Source organism: Streptomyces monomycini (assembly GCF_022271435.1).
Classification (GTDB): Bacteria; Actinomycetota; Actinomycetes; order Streptomycetales; family Streptomycetaceae; genus Streptomyces; species Streptomyces monomycini.
Genome location: NZ_JAFIQY010000014.1, coordinates 1 through 23895, shown reverse-complemented (window position 1 = coordinate 23895; position 23895 = coordinate 1). Strand labels below are relative to the sequence as shown.

The 23895-nt window shown below is 70.7% G+C and carries 20 protein-coding genes; 14 read left to right on the top strand and 6 right to left on the bottom strand.

Annotation, left to right across the window (positions count from 1 at the left end):
- Positions 1-3: 3 nt before the first annotated feature.
- From ftsW to JXZ78_RS17865, 9 genes are all read left to right on the top strand, one after another.
- Positions 4-1344 carry a putative lipid II flippase FtsW gene (gene ftsW / locus JXZ78_RS17905; protein WP_030024672.1) on the top strand — a complete coding sequence of 447 codons (1341 nt, stop codon included), beginning with the start codon at positions 4-6 and terminating at the stop codon, positions 1342-1344.
- 6 nt (positions 1345-1350) lie between these two features.
- Positions 1351-2436 carry an undecaprenyldiphospho-muramoylpentapeptide beta-N-acetylglucosaminyltransferase gene (murG, locus tag JXZ78_RS17900; protein ID WP_030024673.1) on the top strand — a complete coding sequence of 362 codons (1086 nt, stop codon included), beginning with the start codon at positions 1351-1353 and terminating at the stop codon, positions 2434-2436.
- 64 nt (positions 2437-2500) lie between these two features.
- Positions 2501-3412: a cell division protein FtsQ/DivIB gene (locus JXZ78_RS17895; RefSeq protein WP_238783195.1), complete on the top strand. Its 912-nt coding sequence runs from the start codon at positions 2501-2503 to the stop codon at positions 3410-3412.
- Between the two features lie 274 nt (positions 3413-3686).
- Positions 3687-4916, top strand: coding sequence for a cell division protein FtsZ (gene ftsZ / locus JXZ78_RS17890; RefSeq protein ID WP_030024674.1), 1230 nt, complete (start codon positions 3687-3689; stop codon positions 4914-4916).
- Positions 4917-4929: 13 nt separating this feature from the next.
- Entirely contained in the window at positions 4930-5679 is a 750-nt protein-coding gene (gene pgeF / locus JXZ78_RS17885; RefSeq protein WP_030024675.1) for a peptidoglycan editing factor PgeF, read from the top strand.
- A 3-nt stretch (positions 5680-5682) separates the two neighbouring features.
- Positions 5683-6414, top strand: coding sequence for a YggS family pyridoxal phosphate-dependent enzyme (locus tag JXZ78_RS17880; RefSeq protein WP_030024676.1), 732 nt, complete (start codon positions 5683-5685; stop codon positions 6412-6414).
- Positions 6415-6538: 124 nt separating this feature from the next.
- A complete protein-coding gene (locus JXZ78_RS17875; RefSeq protein WP_030024677.1) occupies positions 6539-7159 on the top strand; it encodes a cell division protein SepF in 621 nt (206 codons plus the stop codon).
- A gap of 71 nt (positions 7160-7230) precedes the next feature.
- Positions 7231-7524, top strand: a complete 294-nt coding sequence (locus tag JXZ78_RS17870) for a YggT family protein (protein ID WP_030024678.1) — start codon at positions 7231-7233, stop codon at positions 7522-7524.
- Positions 7525-7573: 49 nt separating this feature from the next.
- Positions 7574-8698, top strand: coding sequence for a DivIVA domain-containing protein (locus JXZ78_RS17865; RefSeq protein WP_030024679.1), 1125 nt, complete (start codon positions 7574-7576; stop codon positions 8696-8698).
- A gap of 435 nt (positions 8699-9133) precedes the next feature.
- Here the strand turns inward: JXZ78_RS17865 and ileS are convergent, their stop codons facing one another.
- Positions 9134-12274, bottom strand: coding sequence for an isoleucine--tRNA ligase (gene ileS, locus JXZ78_RS17860; RefSeq protein WP_030024680.1), 3141 nt, complete (start codon positions 12272-12274; stop codon positions 9134-9136).
- Between the two features lie 616 nt (positions 12275-12890).
- On the opposite strand from ileS, the gene JXZ78_RS17855 reads away from it, so the two are divergent.
- The 4 genes from JXZ78_RS17855 to JXZ78_RS17840 all read left to right on the top strand — a co-directional run bounded on the left by JXZ78_RS17855 (position 12891) and on the right by JXZ78_RS17840 (position 17414).
- The gene (locus JXZ78_RS17855) at positions 12891-13730 is read left to right on the top strand and encodes a TraR/DksA family transcriptional regulator (protein WP_030024681.1); all 840 of its coding nucleotides are present in this window, start codon (positions 12891-12893) and stop codon (positions 13728-13730) included.
- A 243-nt stretch (positions 13731-13973) separates the two neighbouring features.
- Positions 13974-14651 (top strand): signal peptidase II, encoded by a 678-nt coding sequence (gene lspA / locus JXZ78_RS17850; protein ID WP_030024682.1) that lies wholly within the window; start codon positions 13974-13976, stop codon positions 14649-14651.
- Between the two features lie 81 nt (positions 14652-14732).
- Positions 14733-15674, top strand: coding sequence for an RluA family pseudouridine synthase (locus JXZ78_RS17845; protein ID WP_030024683.1), 942 nt, complete (start codon positions 14733-14735; stop codon positions 15672-15674).
- A gap of 138 nt (positions 15675-15812) precedes the next feature.
- Entirely contained in the window at positions 15813-17414 is a 1602-nt protein-coding gene (locus JXZ78_RS17840) for a Na+/H+ antiporter (RefSeq protein ID WP_033040148.1), read from the top strand.
- A 66-nt stretch (positions 17415-17480) separates the two neighbouring features.
- Here the strand turns inward: JXZ78_RS17840 and JXZ78_RS17835 are convergent, their stop codons facing one another.
- A complete protein-coding gene (locus tag JXZ78_RS17835) occupies positions 17481-18602 on the bottom strand; it encodes a mechanosensitive ion channel family protein (protein ID WP_030024686.1) in 1122 nt (373 codons plus the stop codon).
- 21 nt (positions 18603-18623) lie between these two features.
- Here JXZ78_RS17835 and JXZ78_RS17830 point away from each other — a divergent pair, with 21 nt between their 5' ends.
- The gene (locus JXZ78_RS17830) at positions 18624-19322 is read left to right on the top strand and encodes a dienelactone hydrolase family protein (RefSeq protein WP_372498429.1); all 699 of its coding nucleotides are present in this window, start codon (positions 18624-18626) and stop codon (positions 19320-19322) included.
- A 37-nt stretch (positions 19323-19359) separates the two neighbouring features.
- Here JXZ78_RS17830 and JXZ78_RS17825 read toward each other — a convergent pair whose 3' ends face one another.
- From JXZ78_RS17825 to JXZ78_RS17810, 4 genes are all read right to left on the bottom strand, one after another.
- Positions 19360-21039, bottom strand: coding sequence for an alkaline phosphatase D family protein (locus JXZ78_RS17825; RefSeq protein ID WP_030024688.1), 1680 nt, complete (start codon positions 21037-21039; stop codon positions 19360-19362).
- 105 nt (positions 21040-21144) lie between these two features.
- Complete coding sequence (locus JXZ78_RS17820) at positions 21145-21999, bottom strand: thioredoxin domain-containing protein (RefSeq protein WP_030024689.1); 855 nt, start codon at positions 21997-21999, stop codon at positions 21145-21147.
- Between the two features lie 169 nt (positions 22000-22168).
- Complete coding sequence (locus JXZ78_RS17815; RefSeq protein WP_030024690.1) at positions 22169-23008, bottom strand: thioredoxin domain-containing protein; 840 nt, start codon at positions 23006-23008, stop codon at positions 22169-22171.
- A gap of 61 nt (positions 23009-23069) precedes the next feature.
- Complete coding sequence (locus JXZ78_RS17810; protein WP_030024691.1) at positions 23070-23729, bottom strand: hypothetical protein; 660 nt, start codon at positions 23727-23729, stop codon at positions 23070-23072.
- Positions 23730-23895: the final 166 nt, after the last annotated feature.

The following is a 23895-nucleotide window of genomic DNA, read 5'->3' as shown; positions in this document are numbered from 1 at the left end:
AGGATGACGGCCCGATCGGCGAAGGCCGCGCCGCCGCGCCCGGCACGGCGGCCCGGCCTCGGCCCGCGCCTGCCGCGCGGCGGCGCCCCCCGTAACCCGCGCGGTCTGTACACCCAGGTCCGCCGGGCCTGGGACCGGCCGCTGACCGCCTACTACCTGGTGGTCGGCGGCAGCCTGCTGATCACCGTGCTCGGCCTGGTGATGGTCTACTCGGCCTCCCAGATCAAGGCCCTCCAGCTCGGGCTGGCACCGACGTACTTCTTCCGCAAGCAGCTCTTCGCGGCGGTGCTCGGCGGCATCCTGATGCTCGTGGCGGCCCGGATGACGGTACGGCTGCACCGCACCCTGGCGTATCCGCTGCTGGCCGTCTCGGTCTTCCTGATGACCCTGGTGCAGATCCCCGGGATAGGGGTCGCGGTCAACGGCAACCAGAACTGGATCAACCTGGGCGGCCCCTTCCAGATGCAGCCCAGCGAGTTCGGCAAGCTGGCGCTGGTCCTGTGGGGCGCCGACCTGCTGGCACGCAAACAGGACAAGAAGCTCCTCGCCCAGTGGAAGCACCTGCTGGTGCCGCTGATCCCGATGGCCTTCCTGCTGCTCGGTCTGATCATGCTGGGCGGTGACATGGGCACCGCGATCATCCTGACCGCGATCCTGTTCGGCCTGCTGTGGCTGGCCGGCGCCCCGACCCGGCTCTTCGTGGGGGTGCTCGGCGCGGCCGTCGTCATAGGGGCGCTGCTGATCAAGACCAGCGCCAACCGGATGGCCCGGCTCGCCTGCATCGGCGCGACCGACCCCGGGCCGCAGGACCAGTGCTGGCAGGCCGTGCACGGCATCTACGCGCTGGCCTCCGGCGGATTCTTCGGTTCGGGACTGGGCGCCAGTATGGAAAAATGGGGTGAACTCCCTGAACCGCACACCGACTTCATCTTCGCCATCACCGGGGAGGAACTGGGGCTTGCGGGGACGCTGTCGGTGCTCGCCCTCTTCGCGGCTCTAGGCTATGCGGGTATCCGCGTGGCCGGACGCACGGAGGACCCCTTCGTGAGGTACGCAGCGGGAGGCGTGACCACCTGGATCACGGCCCAGGCCGTGATCAACATCGGTGCGGTGCTCGGTCTGTTGCCGATCGCCGGTGTCCCGCTGCCGCTGTTCTCCTTCGGAGGTTCCGCCCTGCTGCCGACGATGTTCGCCATCGGTCTGCTGATCGCCTTCGCGCGTGACGAGCCCGCTGCACGGGCGGCACTGGCCATGCGGCAGCCTGTTTTCGGCAGGAAACTGGCTGGGGTGAGACGGAAGACGATGAGACGGCGCGTCAAGAAGCGACCGTCCGGAGAGCGGTGAATTTCGGTGCATGTCGTACTCGCCGGTGGGGGGACCGCCGGCCACATCGAGCCCGCGCTCGCCCTCGCGGACGCCCTGCGCAGGCAGGACCCGACCGTGGGGATCACGGCACTCGGCACGGAGAAGGGGCTGGAGACCCGGCTGGTGCCGGAGCGGGGCTACGAGCTGGGGCTGATCCCGGCCGTACCACTGCCGCGCAAGCCCACGCCCGAACTGATCACCGTCCCCGGGCGGCTGCGCGGCACGATCAAGGCCGCCGAGCAGATCCTGGAGCGCACGAAGGCGGACTGCGTCGTCGGTTTCGGCGGTTATGTCGCGCTGCCCGGCTATCTCGCCGCCAAGCGGCGCGGGGTGCCGATCATCGTGCACGAGGCCAATGCCCGCCCCGGGCTGGCCAACAAGATCGGCTCGCGGTACGCCAAGTATGTCGCGGTCAGCACCCCGGACAGCAAGCTGCGGGACGCCCGGTACGTCGGCATTCCGTTGCGCCGTTCCATCGCGACCCTCGACCGGGCGGCGGTCCGCCCCGAGGCCAGGGCCGCCTTCGGGCTGGACCCCAACCTGCCGACGCTGCTGGTGTCGGGCGGCTCGCAGGGTGCCCGGCGCCTCAACGAGGTCATCCAGGCGGCCGTGCCGGCGCTTCAGCGCTCCGGCATCCAGGTGCTGCACGCGGTCGGCCCGAAGAATGAAATGCCGCACGTGGACAACATGCCGGGAATGCCCCCGTATGTACCGGTACCGTACGTGGACCGGATGGACCTCGCGTACGCCGCGGCCGACATGATGCTCTGCCGCGCGGGCGCGATGACCGTCGCCGAACTGTCCGCCGTCGGGCTCCCGGCCGCCTACGTGCCGCTGCCCATCGGCAACGGTGAACAGCGGCTCAACGCCCAGCCGGTGGTCAACGCCGGCGGCGGCCTGCTGATCGACGACGCGCAGCTGACGCCGGAGTGGGTGCAGGGCCAGGTGCTCCCGGTGCTCGCCGACCCGCACCGGCTGTACGAGATGTCCCGCGCGGCGTCCGAGTTCGGGCGCCGGGACGCGGACGAGCTGCTGGTCGGGATGGTGTACGAGGCGGTCGCTGGCCGCTGACGGACGGTACGGCCGTGCTGCCCCGGGGGTGGACCCCGGGGTGGCGGCCGGAAGGAGAGGGAGCGTGGCCGGACCGACGACCGCCCGGCGCGGTGAGAAGAAGTCCGCGCGCTCCGGCCCGCCCTCGTCCGGAAAGGCGGGAAAGGCAGGAAAGGCCGAGAAAGCCGGGAAAGCCGGTTCCGGCGGCGGAGGAGGGGCCAAGAAGCCCGCGCGACAGGGTGGGTCGTCCGGCTCCCCGGACGGGCGCCCCGGTCTGTGGACCCGGTTCAGGGTGCCGTCCCGCCGTACTCTGATCATCACACTGGCCGGCGCGGTGCTGCTGGCCGGTTTCGGCACCTGGTCCCTGTACGGCTCCACCTGGCTGCGCACGGAGGCCGTGAAGGTGAGCGGTACGGGGGTTCTGACGGTCGATGAGGTCGTACGGGCCGCCGCGGTACCGATGGACACCCCGCTCGCCTCGGTGGACAAGAAGGCCGTCGCCGACCGGCTGCGCGCGAAACTTCCGCGTATCAAGTCCGTTGAGGTCAGGCGCTCCTGGCCGCACACGGTCAGCCTGAAAGTGACCGAAAGGCAGCCGGAACTCGTTATTCAAACGGGCGGAAAGTTCGTCGAAGTGGACGCCGAAGGGACGCGTTTCGCCACGGTCGCCGCCGCCCCGAAGGGCGTCCCGCTTCTGGAAATGGCCGTACGTGACAGCCCGGGCCTGCGGCGGTTCGGTGCCGACCGGCTCCGGCGCGCGGCCGGCACCGTCGTCACCGCCCTGCCGAAAGCGCTCCACCAGGACGTTCGCACCGTCGAGGTGCGCTCCTTCGACGCCATCACCCTGAAGCTGACGGGCGGCCGTACCGTCGTTTGGGGGAGTGACGAACGCAGTACGGCGAAGGCCAAGGTGCTCGCCGCGGCGCTGAAAGCGGCGCGTGACGCGCGCCACTTCGACGTGAGTGTGCCCACCGCACCCGCGGTGTCCGGGAGTTGACGTGTGTACCCGCAGGCCAGCACCCTGGATGGCTACCACTATGGGTGATCACATAGGGTGAAAAGAAAAACGGGAGGTTCGGCGTGTTCGTTGAACGTGCGCCACTTGTCGACTTAGTGTCTCGTTCCAAAGAGTCCCAGGAACACAGGCACTGGTAACCCTAAACTTCAGCGTTAGGGTTCGGGTCGGCACTACGAACCGTCCCATCGGCATCAGTCGACGTCCGCACCCCGGTGCGGCGGCGACACGTAACTCGAGGCGAGAGGCCTTCGACGTGGCAGCACCGCAGAACTACCTCGCAGTCATCAAGGTCGTCGGCATCGGCGGCGGTGGCGTGAACGCCATCAACCGGATGATCGAGGTCGGGCTCAAGGGCGTCGAGTTCATCGCGATCAACACCGATGCACAGGCCCTGCTGATGAGCGACGCCGACGTCAAGCTGGACGTCGGCCGGGAACTCACCCGTGGGCTGGGCGCAGGCGCCAACCCAGACGTCGGCCGCAAGGCGGCCGAGGACCACCGTGAGGAGATCGAGGAGGTCCTCAAGGGGGCCGACATGGTCTTCGTGACCGCGGGAGAGGGCGGCGGCACCGGCACCGGCGGCGCCCCCGTCGTCGCCAACATCGCCCGCTCGCTCGGCGCCCTGACGATCGGTGTGGTCACCCGCCCGTTCACCTTCGAGGGCCGTCGCCGCGCGAACCAGGCCGAGGACGGCATCGCCGGCCTGCGCGACGAGGTCGACACCCTCATCGTGATTCCCAATGACCGACTGCTGTCCATCTCGGACCGCCAGGTGAGCGTGCTCGACGCGTTCAAGTCCGCGGACCAGGTACTGCTGTCGGGTGTCCAGGGCATTACCGACCTGATCACCACCCCGGGTCTGATCAACCTCGACTTCGCCGACGTCAAGTCCGTGATGTCCGAGGCCGGCTCGGCCCTCATGGGCATCGGCTCGGCGCGCGGCGACGACCGCGCGGTGGCCGCCGCGGAGATGGCGATCTCCTCGCCGCTCCTGGAGGCATCCATCGACGGCGCCCGCGGCGTGCTGCTCTCCATCTCCGGCGGCTCGGACCTCGGTCTCTTCGAGATCAACGAGGCCGCGCAACTGGTCAGCGAGGCGGCCCACCCCGAGGCGAACATCATCTTCGGCGCGGTCATCGACGACGCGCTCGGCGACGAGGTCCGGGTGACCGTCATCGCCGCGGGCTTCGACGGCGGCCAGCCGCCGGCCCGTCAGCAGACCGTGCTCGGCAGCCAGAACAACGGCAAGCGCGAGGAACCGGCCCCGGCCCCCAGCCGCCCGGCCCCGCAGGCCGAGTCCCGGCCGTCGTCCTTCGGCAGCCTGGGCTCGGTGCCGGTACGGGACGAGGAGCCGGCCCCGGCCGACCCGTCCCCGCTCGGCGAGGTCCCGCCGCCCCCGACCGCCTCGCCGCAGGTTCCGCCGGCCCGTCCGTACTCGGACACCGCGGCCGAGGAACTGGACGTCCCCGACTTCCTGAAGTGACCGAAGTCCCGACGTGATAGGGCAACAGCACCCGGTGCTGACGAACGACACGAGCGGCGCGCACTTCGCCTCCACCGACCGGTGGGGCGGGGTGAGCGCCGCTCCGTATGCCGAGCTGAACCTCGGGGGCGCGGTCGGCGACGATCCCGGCGCGGTACGGACCAACCGCGAACGGGCGGCGAAGGCGCTGGGTCTGGACCCCGCCTCCGTCGTATGGATGAACCAGGTGCACGGCCGCGACGTGGCCGTGGTCGACGGCCCCTGGCGCGACGGCTCCGAGATCCCCTGCGTGGACGCGGTGGTGACGGCCCGCCGGGGCCTGGCCCTCGCCGTCCTGACCGCCGACTGCACCCCGGTGCTCCTCGCCGACCCGGTCGCCGGGGTCACCGGCGCCGCGCACGCGGGGCGTCCGGGACTGGTGGCCGGGGTGGTTCCGGCGACCGTCGAGGCGATGACCGCGCTCGGCGCCGACCCGTCCCGCATCGTCGCCCGTACCGGCCCCGCGGTCTGCGGACGCTGCTACGAGGTGCCCGAGGCGATGCGCGCCGAGGTCGCCGCGGTGGTGCCCGAGGCCTGGGCCACCACCTCGTGGGGCACGCCCGCGGTGGACATGGCCGCCGGGGTCCGTGCCCAACTCGCCGCCTGCGGCGTGCAGATGGGTGAGCATTCCCACATCTGCACGCTGGAGTCGGCGGACCACTTCTCGTACCGGCGGGACCGCGTCACCGGGCGGCTCGCGAGCTATGTATGGCTGGGATGCTGAGCTGTGACGGATCGTAGGACCGAACTGGCGGACAATCTGGCGCGCGTGGAGGAACGAATCTCCACCGCGTGCGACAAGGCCGGCCGCGCGCGGGAGGACGTGACCCTCATCGTGGTCACGAAGACCTACCCGGCGAGCGACGTGCGGCTGCTCGCGGAACTGGGCGTCCGTCAGGTGGCGGAGAACCGTGACCAGGACGCGGCACCGAAGGCTGCGGCCTGCTCGGATCTGTCCCTTACCTGGCACTTCGTCGGCCAGTTGCAGACCAACAAAGTGCGGTCTGTAGTCAATTACGCCGATATTGTGCAGTCGGTCGACCGCGCCAAGCTGGTCACCGCGCTGTCGAAGGAAGCGGTACGGGCCGGCCGCGAGCTCGGCTGCCTGCTCCAAGTGGCACTTGACGCCGAGTCGGGTGCCGCCCGGGGGGAGACGGGGGAGCGCGGCGGGGTCGCCCCGGCCGGGGTCGCCGCGCTCGCCGACGCCGTCGCGGACGCCGAAGGGCTGCGCCTGGACGGTCTGATGACGGTGGCTCCGCTGACCGGCCCTTATGCCGGGCGGCCCGGTGCCGCTTTCGAGCGTTTGATGGAAATCTCATCCGGCCTGCGCGTGAACCATCCTGCTGCGAACATGGTGTCGGCAGGGATGAGCGCGGACCTTGATGAGGCCGTGGCTGCCGGGGCGACACATGTGCGCGTCGGCACTGCGGTACTCGGAGTCCGACCACGGCTCGGGTAACGTCGCCAAGCAAGTCGGACCACAGCACAAAATATGGTCATTGCCCCCAAAAGGAGGGCAGACCGCGTGGATTCAAGGCGCCAGGTGACGGAGCCGATCCACCACAGAGCGGAGGACGCAGAGAATGGCCGGCGCGATGCGCAAGATGGCGGTCTACCTCGGCCTCGTGGAGGACGATGGGTACGACGGCCGGGGGTTCGACCCCGACGACGAGTTCGAGCCCGAGCTTGACCCGGAGCCCGAACGGGGGCGGCGACAGCAGACCCAAGTACCCACCGAGCCGCACCCGGAACGGGACGAACCCGTCCGAGTCGCCCAGCCTCCCGCTCAGCGTGAGTCCGCCCCGCTGGCTGCCGAAAGCGGACGACCCGCCCGAATCGCCCCCGTGGCGTCCATCACACCCGACCGTCCGAATCTGGAGAAGAACGCACCGGTGATCATGCCCAAGGTTGTGTCCGAGCGGGAGCCGTACCGCATCACGACGCTGCACCCCCGGACCTACAACGAAGCCCGTACCATCGGGGAACACTTCCGTGAGGGCACTCCGGTGATCATGAACCTCACGGAGATGGACGACACGGACGCGAAGCGACTTGTCGACTTTGCGGCCGGTCTCGTCTTCGGCCTGCACGGCAGCATCGAGCGGGTGACGCAGAAGGTGTTCCTGTTGTCGCCTGCTAACGTCGATGTCACGGCGGAGGACAAGGCCCGTATCGCAGAGGGCGGGTTCTTCAACCAGAGCTGAGACGCAACACCGGGCACACCGGGCCGAAAGGGCCCAACACGACAGCATGGCAAGGGGAGAGGGCACCGCAGATGAGCATCGCTGGACAGGTGATCTACATCGCGTTGTACTGCTTCCTCATCGTGTTGATCTTCCGGCTGGTGATGGACTATGTCTTCCAGTTCGCCCGTTCATGGCAACCCGGCAAGCCGATGGTGGTCGTTCTGGAGGCCACCTACACTGTCACTGATCCGCCACTCAAGCTCTTGCGGCGGGTCATTCCGCCGCTGCGTCTCGGGGGCGTGGCGCTCGACCTGTCCTTCTTCGTATTGATGATCATCGTCTACATCCTGATCACCGTCGTGAGGACGGTGTTGTTGGTGTGAACGATACGGTCTTGCCGATTGCCGACGACTACGTTGAGGTGAAGTAGAGATGCCGTTGACCCCCGAGGACGTGCGGAACAAGCAGTTCACGACCGTCCGCCTCCGAGAAGGCTATGACGAGGACGAGGTCGATGCCTTCCTCGATGAGGTCGAAGCCGAACTGACCCGACTGCTGCGGGAGAACGAGGACCTGCGCGCCAAGCTGGCCGCCGCGACGCGCGCCGCCGCGCAGAACCAGCAGCAGAACATGCGCAAGCAGCAGGACCAGCAGCAGGACCAGCAGCAGCACCAGCAGGGCAGGCCCGGCGCTCCCGTGCCCGCCGCCATATCCGGTCCGCAGCCGGTGCCGCCGCAGCAACAGCAGCAACAGCAGCAGTTGGGCGGCCCGCCGCAGCTGACCGGAGGAGCCCCGCGGCTCCCGGCCGGGCCCGGTGGCCACGGTCCTGGGCCCCAGGGTCCGCACGGCCCCGGCCCGATGGGTCCCGGCGGTCCGCTGGGCGGCCCGATGGGCGGCCCCGGCGGGCACGGTGGCCCGCAGCTGCCGCAGCCGGGCCAGGGCCCGGGCGGTGACAGTGCCGCTCGCGTGCTGTCGCTCGCGCAGCAGACCGCCGACCAGGCGATCGCGGAGGCCCGTTCCGAGGCCAACAAGATCGTGGGCGAGGCGCGCTCGCGTGCGGAGGGTCTGGAGCGGGACGCCCGTGCGAAGGCGGACGCGCTGGAGCGGGACGCGCAGGAGAAGCACCGCGTCGCGATGGGGTCGCTGGAGTCGGCCCGCGCCACGCTGGAGCGCAAGGTCGAGGACCTGCGCGGCTTCGAGCGCGAGTACCGTACGCGGCTGAAGTCCTACCTGGAGAGCCAGCTGCGCCAGCTGGAGAACCAGGCCGACGACTCGCTGGCGCCGCCGCGGACGCCGGCGACCGCCTCGCTGCCGCCGTCGCCGTCGATGGCTTCGGCCGGTGCCGGGTCCATGGGGGGTAACCACGCCATGGGTGGCGGGCAGTCGATGGGTGGTCACGGTGGTGGCTCGGGCAGCGCGCCGTCCTACGGCGGGCAGCAGCAGATGTCGCCGGCGATGACGCAGCCGATGGCTCCGGTGCGGCCGCAGGGGCAGCAGCCGATGCAGCAGGCGCCGTCGCCGATGCGTGGGTTCCTCATCGACGAGGACGACAACTGAGCGGTGCCGCGCTTCGCGCGTAGTCGTCGCGTGTAGCGCGTGGTCGGCAATCAGGGCTGGGCCCCTGGGGTGATTCCCCGGGGGCCCGGTTCTTTTGCGTGGCCTGTGGCCTCGTGCCGTGCGGTCCGGTGGGGGTGCGCGTCTTGCGCGATGGGTCCGGTGGGTGGGGGCTCGGGGGCCCTCCGGGGTCACTCTCCCCCAGCCTCCGGCCGGGGGTGCCCCCACAGCACCCTTGACTCCTCGTGCATGCCATAACTGGCCAGTGTGCGGGCTGCCTGCGGGGAGACCCCTGCGCACCCCCGAGCCCTGGCCGTATTGCGGCTTTCGGTGCTCTTTGGGTCGGTGTCCTATAGAAACGCCCAAGCCGTTTGTACGGCAACGGCCCCCGACGCTTGGTGCGTCGGGGGCCGTCGTGTGCTCAGACCGGCTCGGTGGTCACGCCTCGGTCTTCTTGAGGCGGAACGTCAGGTTGAGGGACTCGTCCTCGAATGCCTGGCCGTACGTGTCGTCGGCCTCGCCCTGTGCGAAGTCGGTGGCCAGGACCTCGTCGGCGATGAGGTCCTGGTGGTCGGTCAGGGCGGTGCGGACCTCTTCGTCGGGGGTCTGCCAGCGGAGGGTGATGCGGTCGGCGACGTCCAGGCCGCTGTTCTTGCGGGCTTCCTGGATGAGGCGGATGGCGTCGCGGGCCAGGCCCGCGCGGCGCAGGTCGGGGGTGATCTCCAGGTCGAGGGCCACGGTGGCGCCCGCGTCGGAGGCCACCGACCAGCCCTCGCGCGGGGTCTCGGTGATGATGACCTCGTCGGGGGAGAGGGGGACCGTCTCGTCGTCGACGGTGATGGTCGCCGTGCCCTCGCGCAGGGCGAGGGAGAGGGCCGCGGCGTCGGTTTCGGCGATGGCCTTGGCGACTGCCTGGACGCCCTTGCCGAAGCGCTTGCCGAGGGCCCGGAAGTTGGCCTTGGCCGTGGTGTCCACCAGGGAGCCGCCCACCTCGGAGAGGGTGGCGAGGGTGGAGACGTTCAGCTCTTCGGTGATCTGGGTGCGCAGCTCGGGGGAGAGCGTTTCGAAACCGGAGGCTGCCACCAGGGCGCGGGAGAGGGGCTGGCGGGTCTTGACGCCGGACTCCGCGCGGGTGGCGCGGCCCAGTTCGACCAGGCGCCGTACCAGGACCATCTGCTTCGACAGTTCCGGGTCGATCGCCGAGCGGTCCGCCTCGGGCCAGGTGGAGAGGTGGACCGAGTCGGGGGCGTCGGGGGTGACCGGGACGATCAGGTCCTGCCAGACGCGTTCGGTGATGAAGGGGGTGATGGGGGCCATCAGCCGGGTGACCGTCTCGACGACCTCGTGGAGCGTGCGCAGGGCCGCGTTGTCGCCCTGCCAGAAGCGGCGGCGGGAGCGGCGTACGTACCAGTTGGAGAGGTCGTCGACGAAGGAGGAGAGGAGTTTGCCGGCGCGCTGGGTGTCGTAGGTTTCGAGGGCGTCGGTGACACCGTCGGTGAGGGCGTGGAGTTCGGACAGCAGCCAGCGGTCGAGGAGCGGGCGCTCGGCCGGGGCGGGGTCGGCGGCGCTGGGGGCCCAGTGGGAGGTGCGGGCGTACAGGGCCTGGAAGGCGACCGTGTTCCAGTAGGTCAGGAGGGTCTTGCGGACCACTTCCTGGATGGTGCCGTGGCCCACGCGGCGGGCTGCCCAGGGGGAGCCGCCGGCCGCCATGAACCAGCGGACGGCGTCGGCGCCGTGCTGGTCCATCAGCGGGATCGGGTCGAGGGTGTTGCCCAGGTGCTTGGACATCTTGCGGCCGTCCTCGGCGAGGATGTGGCCCAGGCAGACGACGTTCTCGTAGGACGACTTCTCGAAGACGAGGGTGCCGACGGCCATGAGGGTGTAGAACCAGCCGCGGGTCTGGTCGATGGCCTCGGAGATGAACTGCGCCGGGTAGCGCTTCTCGAACAGTTCCTTGTTCTTGTACGGGTAGCCCCACTGCGCGAAGGGCATGGAGCCGGAGTCGTACCAGGCGTCGATGACCTCGGGGACGCGCGTCGCGGTGCCCTGGCACGTGGGGCAGGGGAAGGTGACGGCGTCGATGTAGGGGCGGTGCGGGTCCAGGCCGGACTGGTCGGTGCCGGTGAGGTCGGTGAGTTCGGCCAGGGAGCCCACGCAGGTGAGGTGGTCTTCGGCGCAGCGCCAGATGGGGAGGGGAGTTCCCCAGTAGCGGTTGCGGGACAGGGCCCAGTCGATGTTGTTGTTGAGCCAGTCGCCGAAGCGGCCGTGCTTGACCGACTCGGGGAACCAGTTGGTGCCCTCGTTCTCGCGCAGCAGGGCGTCCTTGACCGCGGTGGTGCGGATGTACCAGGACGGCTGGGCGTAGTAGAGGAGCGCGGTGTGGCAGCGCCAGCAGTGCGGGTAGCTGTGCTCGTAGGCGACGTGCTTGAAGAGCAGGCCGCGGGCGTCGAGGTCGGCGACGAGGTGTTCGTCGGCCTTCTTGAAGAACTGGCCGCCGACGAGGGCCAGGTTCTCCTCGAAGGTGCCGTCGGGGCGTACCGGGTTGACGACCGGCAGGCCGTAGCCGCGGCAGGTCTTGAGGTCGTCCTCACCGAAGGCGGGCGCCTGGTGGACCAGGCCCGTACCGTCCTCGGTGGTGACGTAGTCGGCGTTGACGACGAAGTTGGCGTCCTCCAGCTCGACCAGGTCGAAGGGGCGGCGGTAGGCCCAGCGCTCCATCTCGCGGCCGGTGAAGGTCCGGCCGGTCGTGGTCCAGCCTTCGCCGAGGGCCTTGTCGAGGAGGGGCTCGGCGACGACGAGCTTCTCCTGGCCGTCGGTGGCCTCCACGTAGGTGACGTCGGGGTGGGCCGCGACGGCGGTGTTGGAGACCAGGGTCCAGGGGGTGGTCGTCCAGACGAGGAGGGCCGCCTCGCCGGCCAGCGGGCCGGAGGTCAGGGGGAGGCGGACGAAGACGGAGGGGTCCACGACCGTCTCGTAGCCCTGGGCCAGCTCGTGGTCGGACAGACCGGTGCCGCAGCGGGGGCACCAGGGGGCGACACGGTGGTCCTGGGCCAGCAGGCCCTTGTCGAAGATCTGCTTGAGGGACCACCAGACCGACTGGATGTAGTCGGGGTCCATGGTGCGGTACGGGTCGTCCAGGTCCGTCCAGTAACCCATCCGGGTGGTCAGGTCGGCGAACGCGTCGGTGTGGCGGGTCACCGACTCACGGCACTTGGCGTTGAACTCGGCGATGCCGTACGCCTCGATGTCCTTCTTGCCGTTGAAGCCCAGCTCCTTCTCGACGGCCAGCTCGACCGGCAGGCCGTGGCAGTCCCAGCCGGCCTTGCGGCCGACGTGGTAGCCCCGCATGGTGCGGAAGCGGGGGAAGACGTCCTTGAAGACGCGGGCCTCGATGTGGTGGGCGCCGGGCATGCCGTTGGCGGTCGGCGGACCCTCGTAGAAGACCCACTCGGGGCGTCCCTCGGACTGCTGGAGGGTACGGGCGAAGACCTTCTGCTCGCGCCAGAAATCGAGCACCGCGTGCTCAAGGGCGGGCAGGTCTACCTGGGCGGGTACCTGGCGGTACTGAGGCTGTGACATCGGGGCGTTCCTCCGGCGGACACCTGCTGCGTTCTCCGTCCGGAGGGACGAGAGCCTGGGCCCCCGCGGTACCACCCTCCTTGGCGGTGCGCGCTGCACCGCCCCCTCATTGGGGTCGCGAGGCCGGTTCTACTGACCCGCGGGCCGCCTGCCGGCCGTCCGTGGGCGTTCTTCCGGCGGCTCTGGGGTGATCTTCACGTCGCGCACGCCTCCGGGCTCGCACCGTCCCCGGATCGCTCATCGCTGCGTACGACGCTACTCGTCCCGTCGGCGCCTTTCGCTGCCCACAGTGTACGGGGCACCGACGGTGCGGGCCGACCGGTTTTCCGGGCTGCGCCGAGTGAGGTAGCGGGCGCCGAGGGCGTGACCCGAATGGCGATACGCAGGGCGCGGGAGTCGGCGCCCGCGCGCCGGGCGGCCGGGGCCGGGCTCCGCGCGGGCCGTGGGCTGGCGGATTACCGCGCGGGCAGGTGGGCACAACGGATGCAGACCCGGCTGCCGCGGGGGGAGACCGGGCCGGAAAGGGCGGTGCGTCCCGTTGCCGCGTGCCTTGAGGCGATTTATCGTTCCGGTCACGATTCGCGAGCATGATCACATACGTGAAGGGGTCGCGGCCATGGTGGCGAAGAAGACCGCCGCGAAGAAGAGCACGGCGGATGCCGGGAAGGCCGCGGCCGACAAGCCAGGGCCCGCGGCGAAGAAGCGGGCGTCCGCCGCCACGGCGATGAGCGCGGAGGCCGTACCGGACACCCCGGCGGAGGAGCCGGAGCACCCGCCCGCGGCCGGGCACACGGCGAAGAAGACGCCGGGCGGCAAGGCCACGGCGAAGAAGGCGGCGAAGAAGGAGGCCGGGGAGCCCCCTGCGGACGGCGGGCCCGCGCCCCGGAAGGCCGCCGTGAAGAAGGCGGCCAAGAAGACCGCACCTGCCGAGAAGGCGGTGCCCGCGAAGAAGACGGGAGCCAAGACGGTGGTGGAGAAGCAGACTCCGGGCGGGGCACCGGCCGCCGAGGCGGAGCAGGACGGGACGCCGGGCGCGGTGCCCAAGGCGCGCGCCGCGGCCGCCCCCGGCGAGCTGGCCGTACGGCCCGGGGAGGACCCCTGGACACCGGCGGAGGTCGCCGAGGCCCGCACGGAACTGCTCGACGAGGTGGAGCGGCTGCGCGCGGAGATCACGGCGTCCGAGGACGCGCTCGCCGGGCTGATGCGGGACACCGGCGAGGGCACCGGCGACGAAGCCGACACCGGTAGCAAGAACATCACCCGCGAGCACGAGATGGCGCTGGCCTCCAACGCCCGCGAGATGCTGCTCCAGACCGAACGCGCGCTGGAGCGCCTGGACGCGGGCACGTACGGCCTGTGCGAGAACTGCGGCAAGCCGATCGGCAAGGCCCGGATGCAGGCGTTCCCCCGGGCGACGCTGTGCGTGGAGTGCAAGCAGCGGCAGGAGCGGCGGTAGGGGCGGAGGAGGAGAGAGGGGTAGGCGGGAGGGGGCAGGGGCGGGAGTGGCGGCAGGGGGCCCGCCAGAGGCCGTCGGGGCCGTCGGGGCGGGTGCCCGGTGGGCGGTCGGTGGCGGTCCGCGGATGAATCACCCGAGGCCGAGGGGGCCGTACCCACGGTGTCCGTACGCCTGTGCCGTACCCTCGTCCTCAGCCGGGGGCGGCCTGGCGTGCGGGACTCGACGGGCTGAGGGGCTCACAACGTGGCAGAGGCGGAGCGCATCACCGGTACGCCGGAGACCGGGCCGGATTCCGAGCCGGGGACGGCGGCGGTGCCGGGAGCCGGGGGGAGCGCCGAGAGGGCGGCGTCGCGGGAGCAGCAGCCGGACGAGGGCCGGGACGAGAACGCGGACGGCGGCGAGGCCGGTGCCACCGCGGGCCGGACCAAGGGCCGGGGCAAGCGGCGGATCGGCACGCTGTTCCTGGTCGCGGCCGTCGTCTACCTCCTCGACCTGGGCAGCAAGGCGCTGGTGGTCGCGAAGCTGGAGCACCACGCCCCCATCGAGGTGATCGGTTCGCTGCTGCGCCTGGAGGTGATCCGCAACCGCGGTGCCGCCTTCAGCATCGGCGAGGCGCTGACGATCTTCCTCACCATCATCGCGGCGATCGTGATCGTGGTGATCATCCGGATCGCCCGCAAGCTCTACAGCCTGCCGTGGGGCATCGCGCTCGGCCTGCTGCTGGGCGGCGCCTTCGGCAACCTCACCGACCGGATCTTCCGTACGCCGGGCGTCTTCGAGGGCGCGGTGGTGGACTTCATCGCCCCCGCCCACTTCGCGGTCTTCAACCTCGCGGACTCCGCGATCGTCTGCGGCGGCATCCTGATCGTGATCCTGTCCTTCCGCGGCCTGGACCCGGACGGCACGGTCCACAAGGACTGAGGGCCTGCGCCGTAGGGGCCGCGTGCCCCGGACGACCCGGGGCCGACGGGAGTGTCACCGCGGGCTGACATACTCGGTGGTGTGAGCACGATTCCCGAGATCCGCACCCTGCCCGTACCGGACGGCCTGGAGGGCGAGCGCGTCGACGCCGCGCTGGCCCGTATGTTCGGCTTCTCCCGTACGAAGGCCGCCGAGCTGGCGGCCGGCGGGAAGGTCCGGGTGGACGGCGCCGAAGTCATGAAGTCCGAACGGGTGCACGGCGGTGCCTGGCTGGAAGTGGAGATGCCGCAGGCCGCGCCACCGGTGGAGATCGTCGCCGAGCCCGTCGAGGGCATGGAGATCGTGCACGACGACGACGACATCGTCGTGATCGTCAAGCCGGTCGGCGTCGCCGCGCACCCCAGCCCCGGCTGGACGGGCACCACCGTCATCGGCGGGCTGGCCGCCGCCGGCTTCCGCATCGCGACCTCCGGCGCCGCCGAGCGCCAGGGCATCGTGCACCGCCTCGACGTCGGCACCTCCGGCCTGATGGTGGTGGCCAAGTCCGAGCGCGCGTACACCCTGCTCAAGCAGCAGTTCCGGGAGCGTACGGTCGACAAGCGCTACCACGCCCTGGTGCAGGGCCACCCGGACCCGATGAGCGGCACGATCGACGCCCCCATCGGCCGGCACCCGCAGCACGACTACAAGTGGGCGGTGACGGCCGACGGCAAGCCGTCGGTGACGCACTACGACCTGATCGAGGCCTTCCGGGCGGCCAGCCTGCTGGACATCAAGCTGGAGACGGGGCGTACGCACCAGATCCGGGTCCACATGTCCGCGCACCGTCACCCGTGCGTCGGCGACCTGACCTACGGCGCGGACCCGACGCTCGGCAAGCGGCTGGGCCTCACCCGGCAGTGGCTGCACGCGATGCGGCTGGGCTTCGAGCACCCGGCCGACGGGCAGTGGGTGGAGTTCGAGAGCGCCTACCCGGAGGACCTTCAGCGCGCGCTGGACCGGGTGCGGGCCGAGAGCGCCTGATCCGCCGGCCCTGAGTCGCGGGTGCTGAGGTAGGCCGGACGGCCGAGCGGCCGGACCGCTCGTCCGAGCGGTTTTCGCAGGCTCCATGGCAGGCTTGGGTCGGAACGTGATCGATCTCGACCCCGGAGTGCAGCCACCGTGGACCAGCTGGCCCTGATGTTCGTCCTACTTCTCGGGGCCGTGGTCATGGTCCCGGTCGGTGACCGGCTGGGCCTGCCGTCGCCGGTCCTGATGACGCTCGCGGGCGCGGGGCTGGCACTGCTGCCGTTCGTGCCGAACGTGGAGGTGCCGCCGGAGTTCATCCTCCCGCTGGTGCTGCCACCCCTGCTCTACGCCGCGGTGCAGCGCACCTCCTGGCGGCAGTTCACGGCCAACATCCGGCCCATCTTCCTGCTGGCGGTGGCCCTGGTCTTCGCGACCACGGCCGCCGTCGCCGCCGTCGCGCACGCCATCGTCCCCGGCATGCCGATCGCCGCGGCCGTGGTGCTCGGCGCCCTGGTCGCGCCGCCGGACCCGGTCGCCGCGACCGCCGTCGCGGGCAAGCTGGGGCTGCCCCGCCGCATGGTCTCCATCCTGGAGGGCGAGGGGCTGTTCAACGACGTCACCGCGATCGTGCTGTACCACGTCGCGCTCGCCGCGGCCGTCAGCGGCTCCTTCTCGGTGCCCGGCGCGGTCGGCTCGCTGGTGCTGTCCGCGGTGGTCGCGATAGCGGTCGGGCTGGTGCTGGGCTGGGTCACCAACAAGCTGATGGGCCTGCTGGGCGACCCGACGCTGCAGATCGGGCTGACGCTGCTGGTGCCGTTCGTCGCGTACGTCCTCGCCGAGGAGTTCGAGGGCTCCGGAGTGCTGGCGGTGCTGACCACCGCGCTGTTCCTGGCCGAGTACGCGGTGGACGCCGACGACGTGATGGGCCGGCTGGCCGGCTATACCTTCTGGGAGATCGTCGACACCCTCGTCACCGGCGTCGCCTTCGGGCTGATCGGCCTGGAGCTGCACAACGTCATCAAGGTGGCCTCCGGCCGCTGGGGCGAGATGCTCGGTATCGGCGCCGCCGTCGTGGTGGTCGTGGTGGGCGTCCGGCTGCTGTGGCTGCTGCCCGCCGCCTGGCTGGCCAAGCGGATGCACAAGCGCCGCGACTTCGACGAGGACATCCCGCTGAGCTGGCGGGAGACCGTGATCATGTGGTGGTCCGGGATGCGCGGGGTGGCGTCCGTCGCGCTGGCGCTGGCCATCCCGTACACGATCGACGGCGGCGGGGACTTCCCGGCCCGTGACGAGATCCTGTTCATCGCCTTCGCCGTGGTGCTCTCCGGGCTCGTCGTCCAGGGCCTGTCGCTGCCGACCCTGGTCAAGAAGCTGCGGGTCAAGGCCGACTCGGAGGCCGAGGAGAAGCTGGAGCACGAGCTGGCGCTCCGGGTGATCAAGGCGTCCAAGCGGCGCCTGAAGGAGATCCTGGAGGTCGAGGAGCTGCCGGAGGAGATCAGCGAGCAGCTCGCCCGGCGCGCCTACGACATGGGTGCGCGCATCGCGCCGGACATCGTGGACGACGACCGGCGGGAGCACTTCGAGAAGCGCATCACCCGGATGAAGAAGGTGCAGAGCATCCAGAGCGAGATGCTCTCGGCCGCCCGCCACGAGGTGCTGGCGGCGCGCAGCGAGCCGGGTGCCGACCCGGAGATCGTGGACCGGGTGCTGCGCCAGCTGGACATGCGCAGCCTGCGGGGCGCTCCGCTGCCGTAAGGCCGGGAGGCGGGAAGGGCGTAGGCCCAAAAGGGGCGGGGTGCGTTCGCACCCCGCCCCGTGCTGTCAGCCGTCCAGCCCCGGTCCCTTGTCCAGGGTCCCCGGACGCCGCTCCGCGCTCGTCTCCATGAGCCGGGCGGCGTCCTCACCGCCGTCGGGCGCGGCGGCGATGACCACCCGCGGCAGCGCGTACGGGTGCTCCGCGCGCAGCCAGTCGATCATCCGCTCGCGGACCTCGCAGCGCACCGACCAGATGGCGTCCGAGTCCCGGGCGGTGACCAGGGCGCGGACCTGGATCGTGGTCGGGGTGGTGTCGGTGACCACCAGGCTCCAGCCGCGGCCGTCCCAGTCGGTGCTGTTCTGCAGGATCTCGTGCAGCCGCTCGCGCATCTTCTCCACGGGCGCCGCGTGGTCGAGGTGGAAGAAGACCGTGCCGGTCATCTGCGCGCCCCCGCGCGACCAGTTCTCGAACGGCTTGCTGGTGAAGTAGGACACGGGCATGGTGATCCGCCGCTCGTCCCAGGTCCGCACGGTCAGGAAGGTCAGGGTGATCTCCTCGACCGTGCCCCACTCCTTGTCCACGACCACCGTGTCCCCGATGCGGACCATGTCGCCGAAGGCGATCTGCAGGCCGGCGAAGAGGTTGCCGAGGGTGGACTGCGCGGCGACACCGGCCACGATGCCGACCAGCCCCGCCGAGGCCAGCATGGACTGGCCGACCGTCTGCATCTTGGGGAAGGTCAGCAGCATCGAGGCCGCGGCGACGACGATGACGATCGCCGTGACCACCCGCTGGATCAGGGTGACCTGGGTACGGACCCGCCGCACCCGGGCGGCGTCCCGCGCGCCCGCCGCGTACCGGGAGTACGAGGACTCCACGATGGCCGCCGAGGCCCGGATGGCGAGCCAGGCGGTGGCCGCGATCAGGACGAGGGAGAGAATCTGGCCGAGGCCCGCTTCGTGGTCCTCGATGAACTGCAGACCGGTTCTGTCGTAGAAGCCGCGCAGCAGCGCGGTGACCAGCACCACTTGCAGGGGGACACGGCAGCGCCGCAGCAGGCCCCACAGTGGCGTGTCCGGGCGGGCGGTGTCGGCCCGGCGCAGTGCCAGGTCGGCGAGCCAGCCCAGGACGAGCGTCACGACTATGGAGCCGCCTACGACGGTGAGCGGACGAAGCACGTCCTCCATGGACACTTCCGGTCCTCCTAGATGTGGTCAGCTTCGTGCCGGTACCTACTGACCGTAACTGGCACGATGGTGGAAGTGCGATCCAATGACAGGGAAGTGAATTCAGTGGCCTCTTCGTCCGCCTCGCCGTCCGCGCCGTCCGCGAAACCCTCGACGGTGGTTCTGTTCCATTCGGTGTGCGGCCTGCGGCCCGCGGTGCACGCCGCCGCCGACCGGCTGCGTGCGGCCGGTCACGAGGTCGTCGTACCGGACCTCTTCGACGGGCGGACCGCGGACACCGTCGAGGACGGTGTGGTGATCAAGGACGAGATCGGCAAGGACGAGCTGCTGGTCCGCGCCGTGACCGCCGCCGCGCCGTACTCCGACCGGGGCGTGGTCTACGCGGGCTTCTCCTTCGGCGGCGCGGTCGCCCAGAATCTCGCCCTGGGGGACGAGAAGGCGCGCGGCCTGCTGCTGATGCACGGCACCTCGGACATCGCCGACGACGCGGCCGTCGACGAGCTGCCCGTCCAGCTGCACGTCGCCGACCCGGACCCGTTCGAGCCGCACGACTGGCTGAACGCGTGGTACCTGCGGATGGGGCGGGCCGGCGCGGATGTCGAGGTCTACCGCTACCAGGGTGCCGGGCACCTGTTCACCGACCCCGACCTGCCGGACTACGACGAGGAGGCCGCCGAGAGCGCCTGGAAGGTCGCCCTCGGCTTCCTCGACTCGCTGTAAAGGCCGTACAGGGGCCGTACAGGGGGTGCGGAGCGGGTCAGCGCACCGGCTGCCGCACCCGCTCCACCCGCTGGGTCCCGGAGCGGGTCCGGTAGGAGCGTGCCAGCGCGGTGGTGGCGTGCGGGTCGGTCCGGTCGGAGACGGTGTAGTAGTCCATCTGCGTGCGCTCGGCGCTGACGTCCAGGACGCCGTAGCCGTGCGAGTCCATGTCCAGCCACTTCACATGGCGGTTGGCGGCCCGGACCGCGGCGACGCCGACCAGCGAGACGGTGTGCGGGGCGACGTGCAGGAAGTCGTCCACGTTGTCGGAGGTGACCGAGGTGACCACGAACTCGGTGGCGACCGGCGGCGTGGCCGGGTAGGTCGCGGCCTTCACCGGCACCTCGTTGGCCCACGCCATGTGGATGTCGCCGGTCAGGAAGACGGTGTTGCCGATGCCACGGTCGCGCAGGTGGGTCAGCAGCTCGCGCCGGTCGTCGGTGTAGCCGTCCCACTGGTCGGTGTTCACGGCCAGGCCCTCCTTCGGCAGGCCGAGGAGTTCGGCGAGCGGCGCCAGCAGGTGGGCCGGTACGGAGCCGAAGGCGACCTGGGAGATCATCACGGAGGTGCCGACCAGCCGCCAGGCGGTGTCCGAGCGCTCCAGTCCGGCCTTGAGCCAGTCCAGCTGGGCGCGTCCGGTGATCGAGCGCCCCGGGTCGTCCACCTTCCCGCTGCCCGGCTTGGCCTGTTCGTCCCGGAAGGTCCGCAGGTCGAGCAGGTGCAGGTCGGCGAGCTTGCCGAAGCGCAGCCTGCGGTAGGTGGTGCCCGCCGTGGAAGTCCGTACGGGCATCCACTCGAAGTAGGCGCGCTTGGCGGCGGCCATCCGCGTCGCCCAGTCGCCCTCGGCGCCGGGGGTGTGGTTCACGGCGCCGCCGGACCAGGCGTTGTCCGCGAACTCGTGGTCGTCCCAGATCGCGATCATCGGATGCGCGGCGTGCAGGGCCCGCAGGTCGGGGTCGGTCTTGTGGACGCCGTGCCGGGTGCGGTAGTCGGCGAGCGTGATGATCTCGTGGGTGGGGGAGTGCTGCCGTACGACCTTCCCCGAGGCGGGGAAGCCGCCGGTCGCGTACTCGTAGAGGTAGTCGCCGAGGTGCAGCACCGCGTCCAGGTCGCGGCGGGCCGCCAGGTGCCGGTACGGGGAGAAGTAGCCCGCCTCCCAGTTGGCGCAGGAGACGACGCCGAAGCGGATGTTGGGGGCCTTCGCGTCGTGGGCGGGGGCGGTGCGGGTGCGGCCCACGGGCGAGTGGGTACCGGCGGCGGTGAAGCGGTAGTAGTAGGCGGTGGCCGGCGCCAGGCCGCGTACGTCGGCCTTGACGGTGTGGTCGGCCGCGGCCGTGGTGGTCGCGGTTCCCCGCGCGACCACCGTGCCGAAGCCGGGGTCGGCCGCCACTTCCCAGCCCACCGTGGTGTCCGGGCCGCGGCCGGAGCCGGGCACCGCGCCGGGCTCGGGCGTCACCCGGGTCCACAGCAGGATGCCGTCCGGGAGCGGGTCGCCGGAGGCCACGCCGTGCTGGAAGACCTGGGCGTCCGTACGGGGCGGGGCGTCCGTGCCGCTCTGTACGTCCGGACCGGTCCGGACGGCGCGGGCGGGGCCGGCGGTGGCGAAGGGCAGCAGGGCGGCGGAGGCGGCTGCGGCCGTAACGGCGGTGCGACGTGATATCTGGTCATGATCGGTCACGGCCGATCACCATACTGTCGGGTAGGGCACTGCGGGAGGGCTCGCGCAGGAAGTTCGCCCTCCCGTAAACAGCTGTCCGCCGGGCCGGTGCTCCGGCCCGCGCAGCTACTTCTTCGCGTCCTTCGCGGGCCCGAACTCGTCGTCGATCATCTTGTTGAAGTTGGCCGTGGCGAGTTCCTGGTACTGCTCCTTGGTCATCTGCTTCTGCGGGACCGGCGGCAGCTTCAGCTTCTTGTCGCCGTGCAGGAACGCCGGGGTCCCGGTCACGCCCTTGCGGCCGAAGAGCGCGGTCATGTCCATGGTCCAGCGGTCGTACGTACCGTTCTTGACCGCCGCCTGGAACTTCTCGTTGTTCTTCAGCTCGGGCACCTGATCGGCGACCTCGATCAGCTTCTTGTCCTTGGCGTAGGCGTCGTCGGCCTCTTCGGGGTGGTTCTTCTCCGCGTACAGCGCGGTCTTGTACTTGAGGAACGCCTCCGGGCCGACGTCCAGGGCCGCGCCGAGCGCGCTGAGCGCGTTCTTGGAGCCCTCGCCGCCCTGCCCGCCGTCGATGAACGTGTACATCGTGAAGCGGATCTTGTAGCGGCCGTCCTCCATGCCCTTCAGGAGGGCCGGGCCCGCGCTCTGCTCGAAGCCCGCGCAGGCCGGGCAGCGGATGTCCTCGAAGACCTCCAAGGTCTCCTTGGCCTCCGGCTTGCCGATGACGATCTCGGTGCCGTTCTTGCCGCTGGTGTGGGCGGGTTTGACCAGGTCGGCCTCCTTGGCCGCCTCCCAGCCGGTGGGCTCGTTCGCCTTCATGATCCCGAAGCCGATGCCGCCGGCTATGACCAGGACACCGACCACCGAGCCCGCCACCACGAGCTGCCGGCGGATCCTCTCCTTCTTCTTCTGCCGCTCGCGCTCGGCGCGGATCCGCTCGCGGGCCGCCTGCTTGCTCGCTTGGCTGTTGCGGTCGCTCATGGTGCTTACCGACTCCCTGTTTCCAGTGACCCGTGCCCGGCGGCGCGCGGTCCGCTTCGTGCCGGAGTCTGCCATGAGCACGGCGATCTGCCGGGTCAAGATTTGGCATCGGCGTACGACGGAGCCCCGGACCGGAAGACCGGTCCGGGGCTCCGCGAAGGGCGGCGGGTCAGCCCTTCATCGCCTTGTCGACCTGGTCGTTGAACGCGTCCGGCGTGGACGGCGCGACCTTGCCGTTCGCGGAGTCGGTGCCCAGCACCGTGTCGTCCATCTTGACCGTCGGCGTGCTCTTGACGTCCTTGAAGCCGTTGAAGGCCTCGGACATCTCCATCGCCCAGCGGTTGTACGTACCGGCCTTCACCGCGTCCTGGAACTTGGCGTTGCCCTTCAGGGCGGGCACCGTGTCGGCGACCTTGATCAGGTAGTTGTTGTCGGCGAACTTGTCCGGACCGGTCTCCTGCGGGTGGTACTCCTTGGAGAACAGCGCCTCCTTGAACTTCAAGAACGCGTCCGGGCTCACGTTCAGCGCGGCGCCCATCGCGCTGAGCGCGTTCTTGGAGCCGGTGCCCTGGAGGTTGTTGTCCAGGAAGGTGCCCAGGTGGATGGAGGCCTTGTACTTGCCGTCCTTGAGGTCCTTCTGGATCGTCTCGCCGACGTTCTGCTCGAAGCCCGCGCAGCCCGGGCAGCGGGCGTCCTCGAAGAGCGACAGCGTGTGCTTGGCGTCCTTCTTGCCGACGATGATCTCCGTGCCGTTCTTGCCGGAGGTGTTGGCCGGCTGGACCAGCTTGGCGCTCGCCGCGTCGGACCACTTGGCGGAGCCGCCGGAGTCGCCGCCGCCCGAGTTGGCCACGGCGACGCCGATGCCGCCCGCGACGGCCAGCACGGCGACGATCGAACCGCCGACGGTCAGCTGCCGGCGGACCTTCTCCTTCTTCTTCTGCCGCTCGCGCTCGACGCGCAGCCGCTCGCGGGCTGCCTGCTTGTTGGCCTGGCTGTTGCGGTTGCTCATGACTGTCCTGCTCCTGGAAAAGGTGTGAACGGGTGCCTGTCCATGAGCCGCGGCCCGAAGGCTACGCGGCGAGGGAACAGGGCGGTCCACGCCGTACGACGCAGTGCACGAGCAGCGGGACGGCCCGCGGGGCGGGCTCCGTGCGCGCGGACCGGGTGGCCCGGTGGTGCGGCACGGGCAGTGCCCGGACGACCGCCACGGCCAGCAGCAGCGGCCGGAACGCGAACGCCGTCACCGCCCCCAGCAGCTGGGCCAGCGCCGCCTCGCCCCGCCGCAGCCAGGCCGCCGCGAGCAGCCCCACGGCGACGTGCACGGCGAGCAGCAGCAGCCAGGTCGCGGCCGGTGTCCGGTCCTGCGGCGACAGGTGCGCCAGGGGCGTGCCCACGTCACCGCCGCCGCACAGCAGGTCCACGCCCAGGGACCGCAGCGGCCCGGTGACCGGGCCGCCGGCCCGCCCGTAACAGGTGTGCTGGCCGGCGCTGAAGACCGTGTCGGCGGCCAGTTCCAGCGGGACGAGCAGGGCGGCGATGCGCCAGTAGCCGCGCTCCCGGCCGGCCAGCGCGTACGCGACGGCGAAGACGGCGGCCGAGAGGACGGCGACGGTGGTCAGCGGCAGCGGCATCCGGGACAGCAGCACATGACCCGCGGCGGACAGCGTCACGCACAGCGCCGTGAAGAGCGCTGCGCGCAGTGCCCGCAGGTGTGCCGCCGAGATGTCCATTGCAGCGAGTCTGCCATGGCCCGGTGTAAGTGGGCACTAAGAGCTCCTAACGCAACGTAAGTAGCCGTGTCCTTCGGATGGCTGCGTCAGTTGCTGGGGTGTGAGTAAGCGAAGTGCTCGACCGTGGCTGGTGGACGATGAGTTGTGGTCCAGAATCGAGCCGCTG

Excerpts from the sequence above, each read along its gene's own strand:
- ftsW (WP_030024672.1), top strand. The coding sequence starts at position 4 with ATGACGGCCCGATCGGCGAAGGCCGCGCCGCCGCGCCCGGCACGGCGG.
- JXZ78_RS17875 (WP_030024677.1), top strand. The coding sequence starts at position 6,539 with ATGGCCGGCGCGATGCGCAAGATGGCGGTCTACCTCGGCCTCGTGGAG.
- JXZ78_RS17870 (WP_030024678.1), top strand. The coding sequence starts at position 7,231 with ATGAGCATCGCTGGACAGGTGATCTACATCGCGTTGTACTGCTTCCTC.
- JXZ78_RS17865 (WP_030024679.1), top strand. The coding sequence starts at position 7,574 with ATGCCGTTGACCCCCGAGGACGTGCGGAACAAGCAGTTCACGACCGTC.
- ileS (WP_030024680.1), bottom strand. The coding sequence starts at position 12,274 with ATGTCACAGCCTCAGTACCGCCAGGTACCCGCCCAGGTAGACCTGCCC.
- JXZ78_RS17855 (WP_030024681.1), top strand. The coding sequence starts at position 12,891 with ATGGTGGCGAAGAAGACCGCCGCGAAGAAGAGCACGGCGGATGCCGGG.
- JXZ78_RS17835 (WP_030024686.1), bottom strand. The coding sequence starts at position 18,602 with ATGGAGGACGTGCTTCGTCCGCTCACCGTCGTAGGCGGCTCCATAGTC.
- JXZ78_RS17830 (WP_372498429.1), top strand. The coding sequence starts at position 18,624 with ATGTGGTCAGCTTCGTGCCGGTACCTACTGACCGTAACTGGCACGATG.
- JXZ78_RS17820 (WP_030024689.1), bottom strand. The coding sequence starts at position 21,999 with ATGAGCGACCGCAACAGCCAAGCGAGCAAGCAGGCGGCCCGCGAGCGG.
- JXZ78_RS17815 (WP_030024690.1), bottom strand. The coding sequence starts at position 23,008 with ATGAGCAACCGCAACAGCCAGGCCAACAAGCAGGCAGCCCGCGAGCGG.
- JXZ78_RS17810 (WP_030024691.1), bottom strand. The coding sequence starts at position 23,729 with ATGGACATCTCGGCGGCACACCTGCGGGCACTGCGCGCAGCGCTCTTC.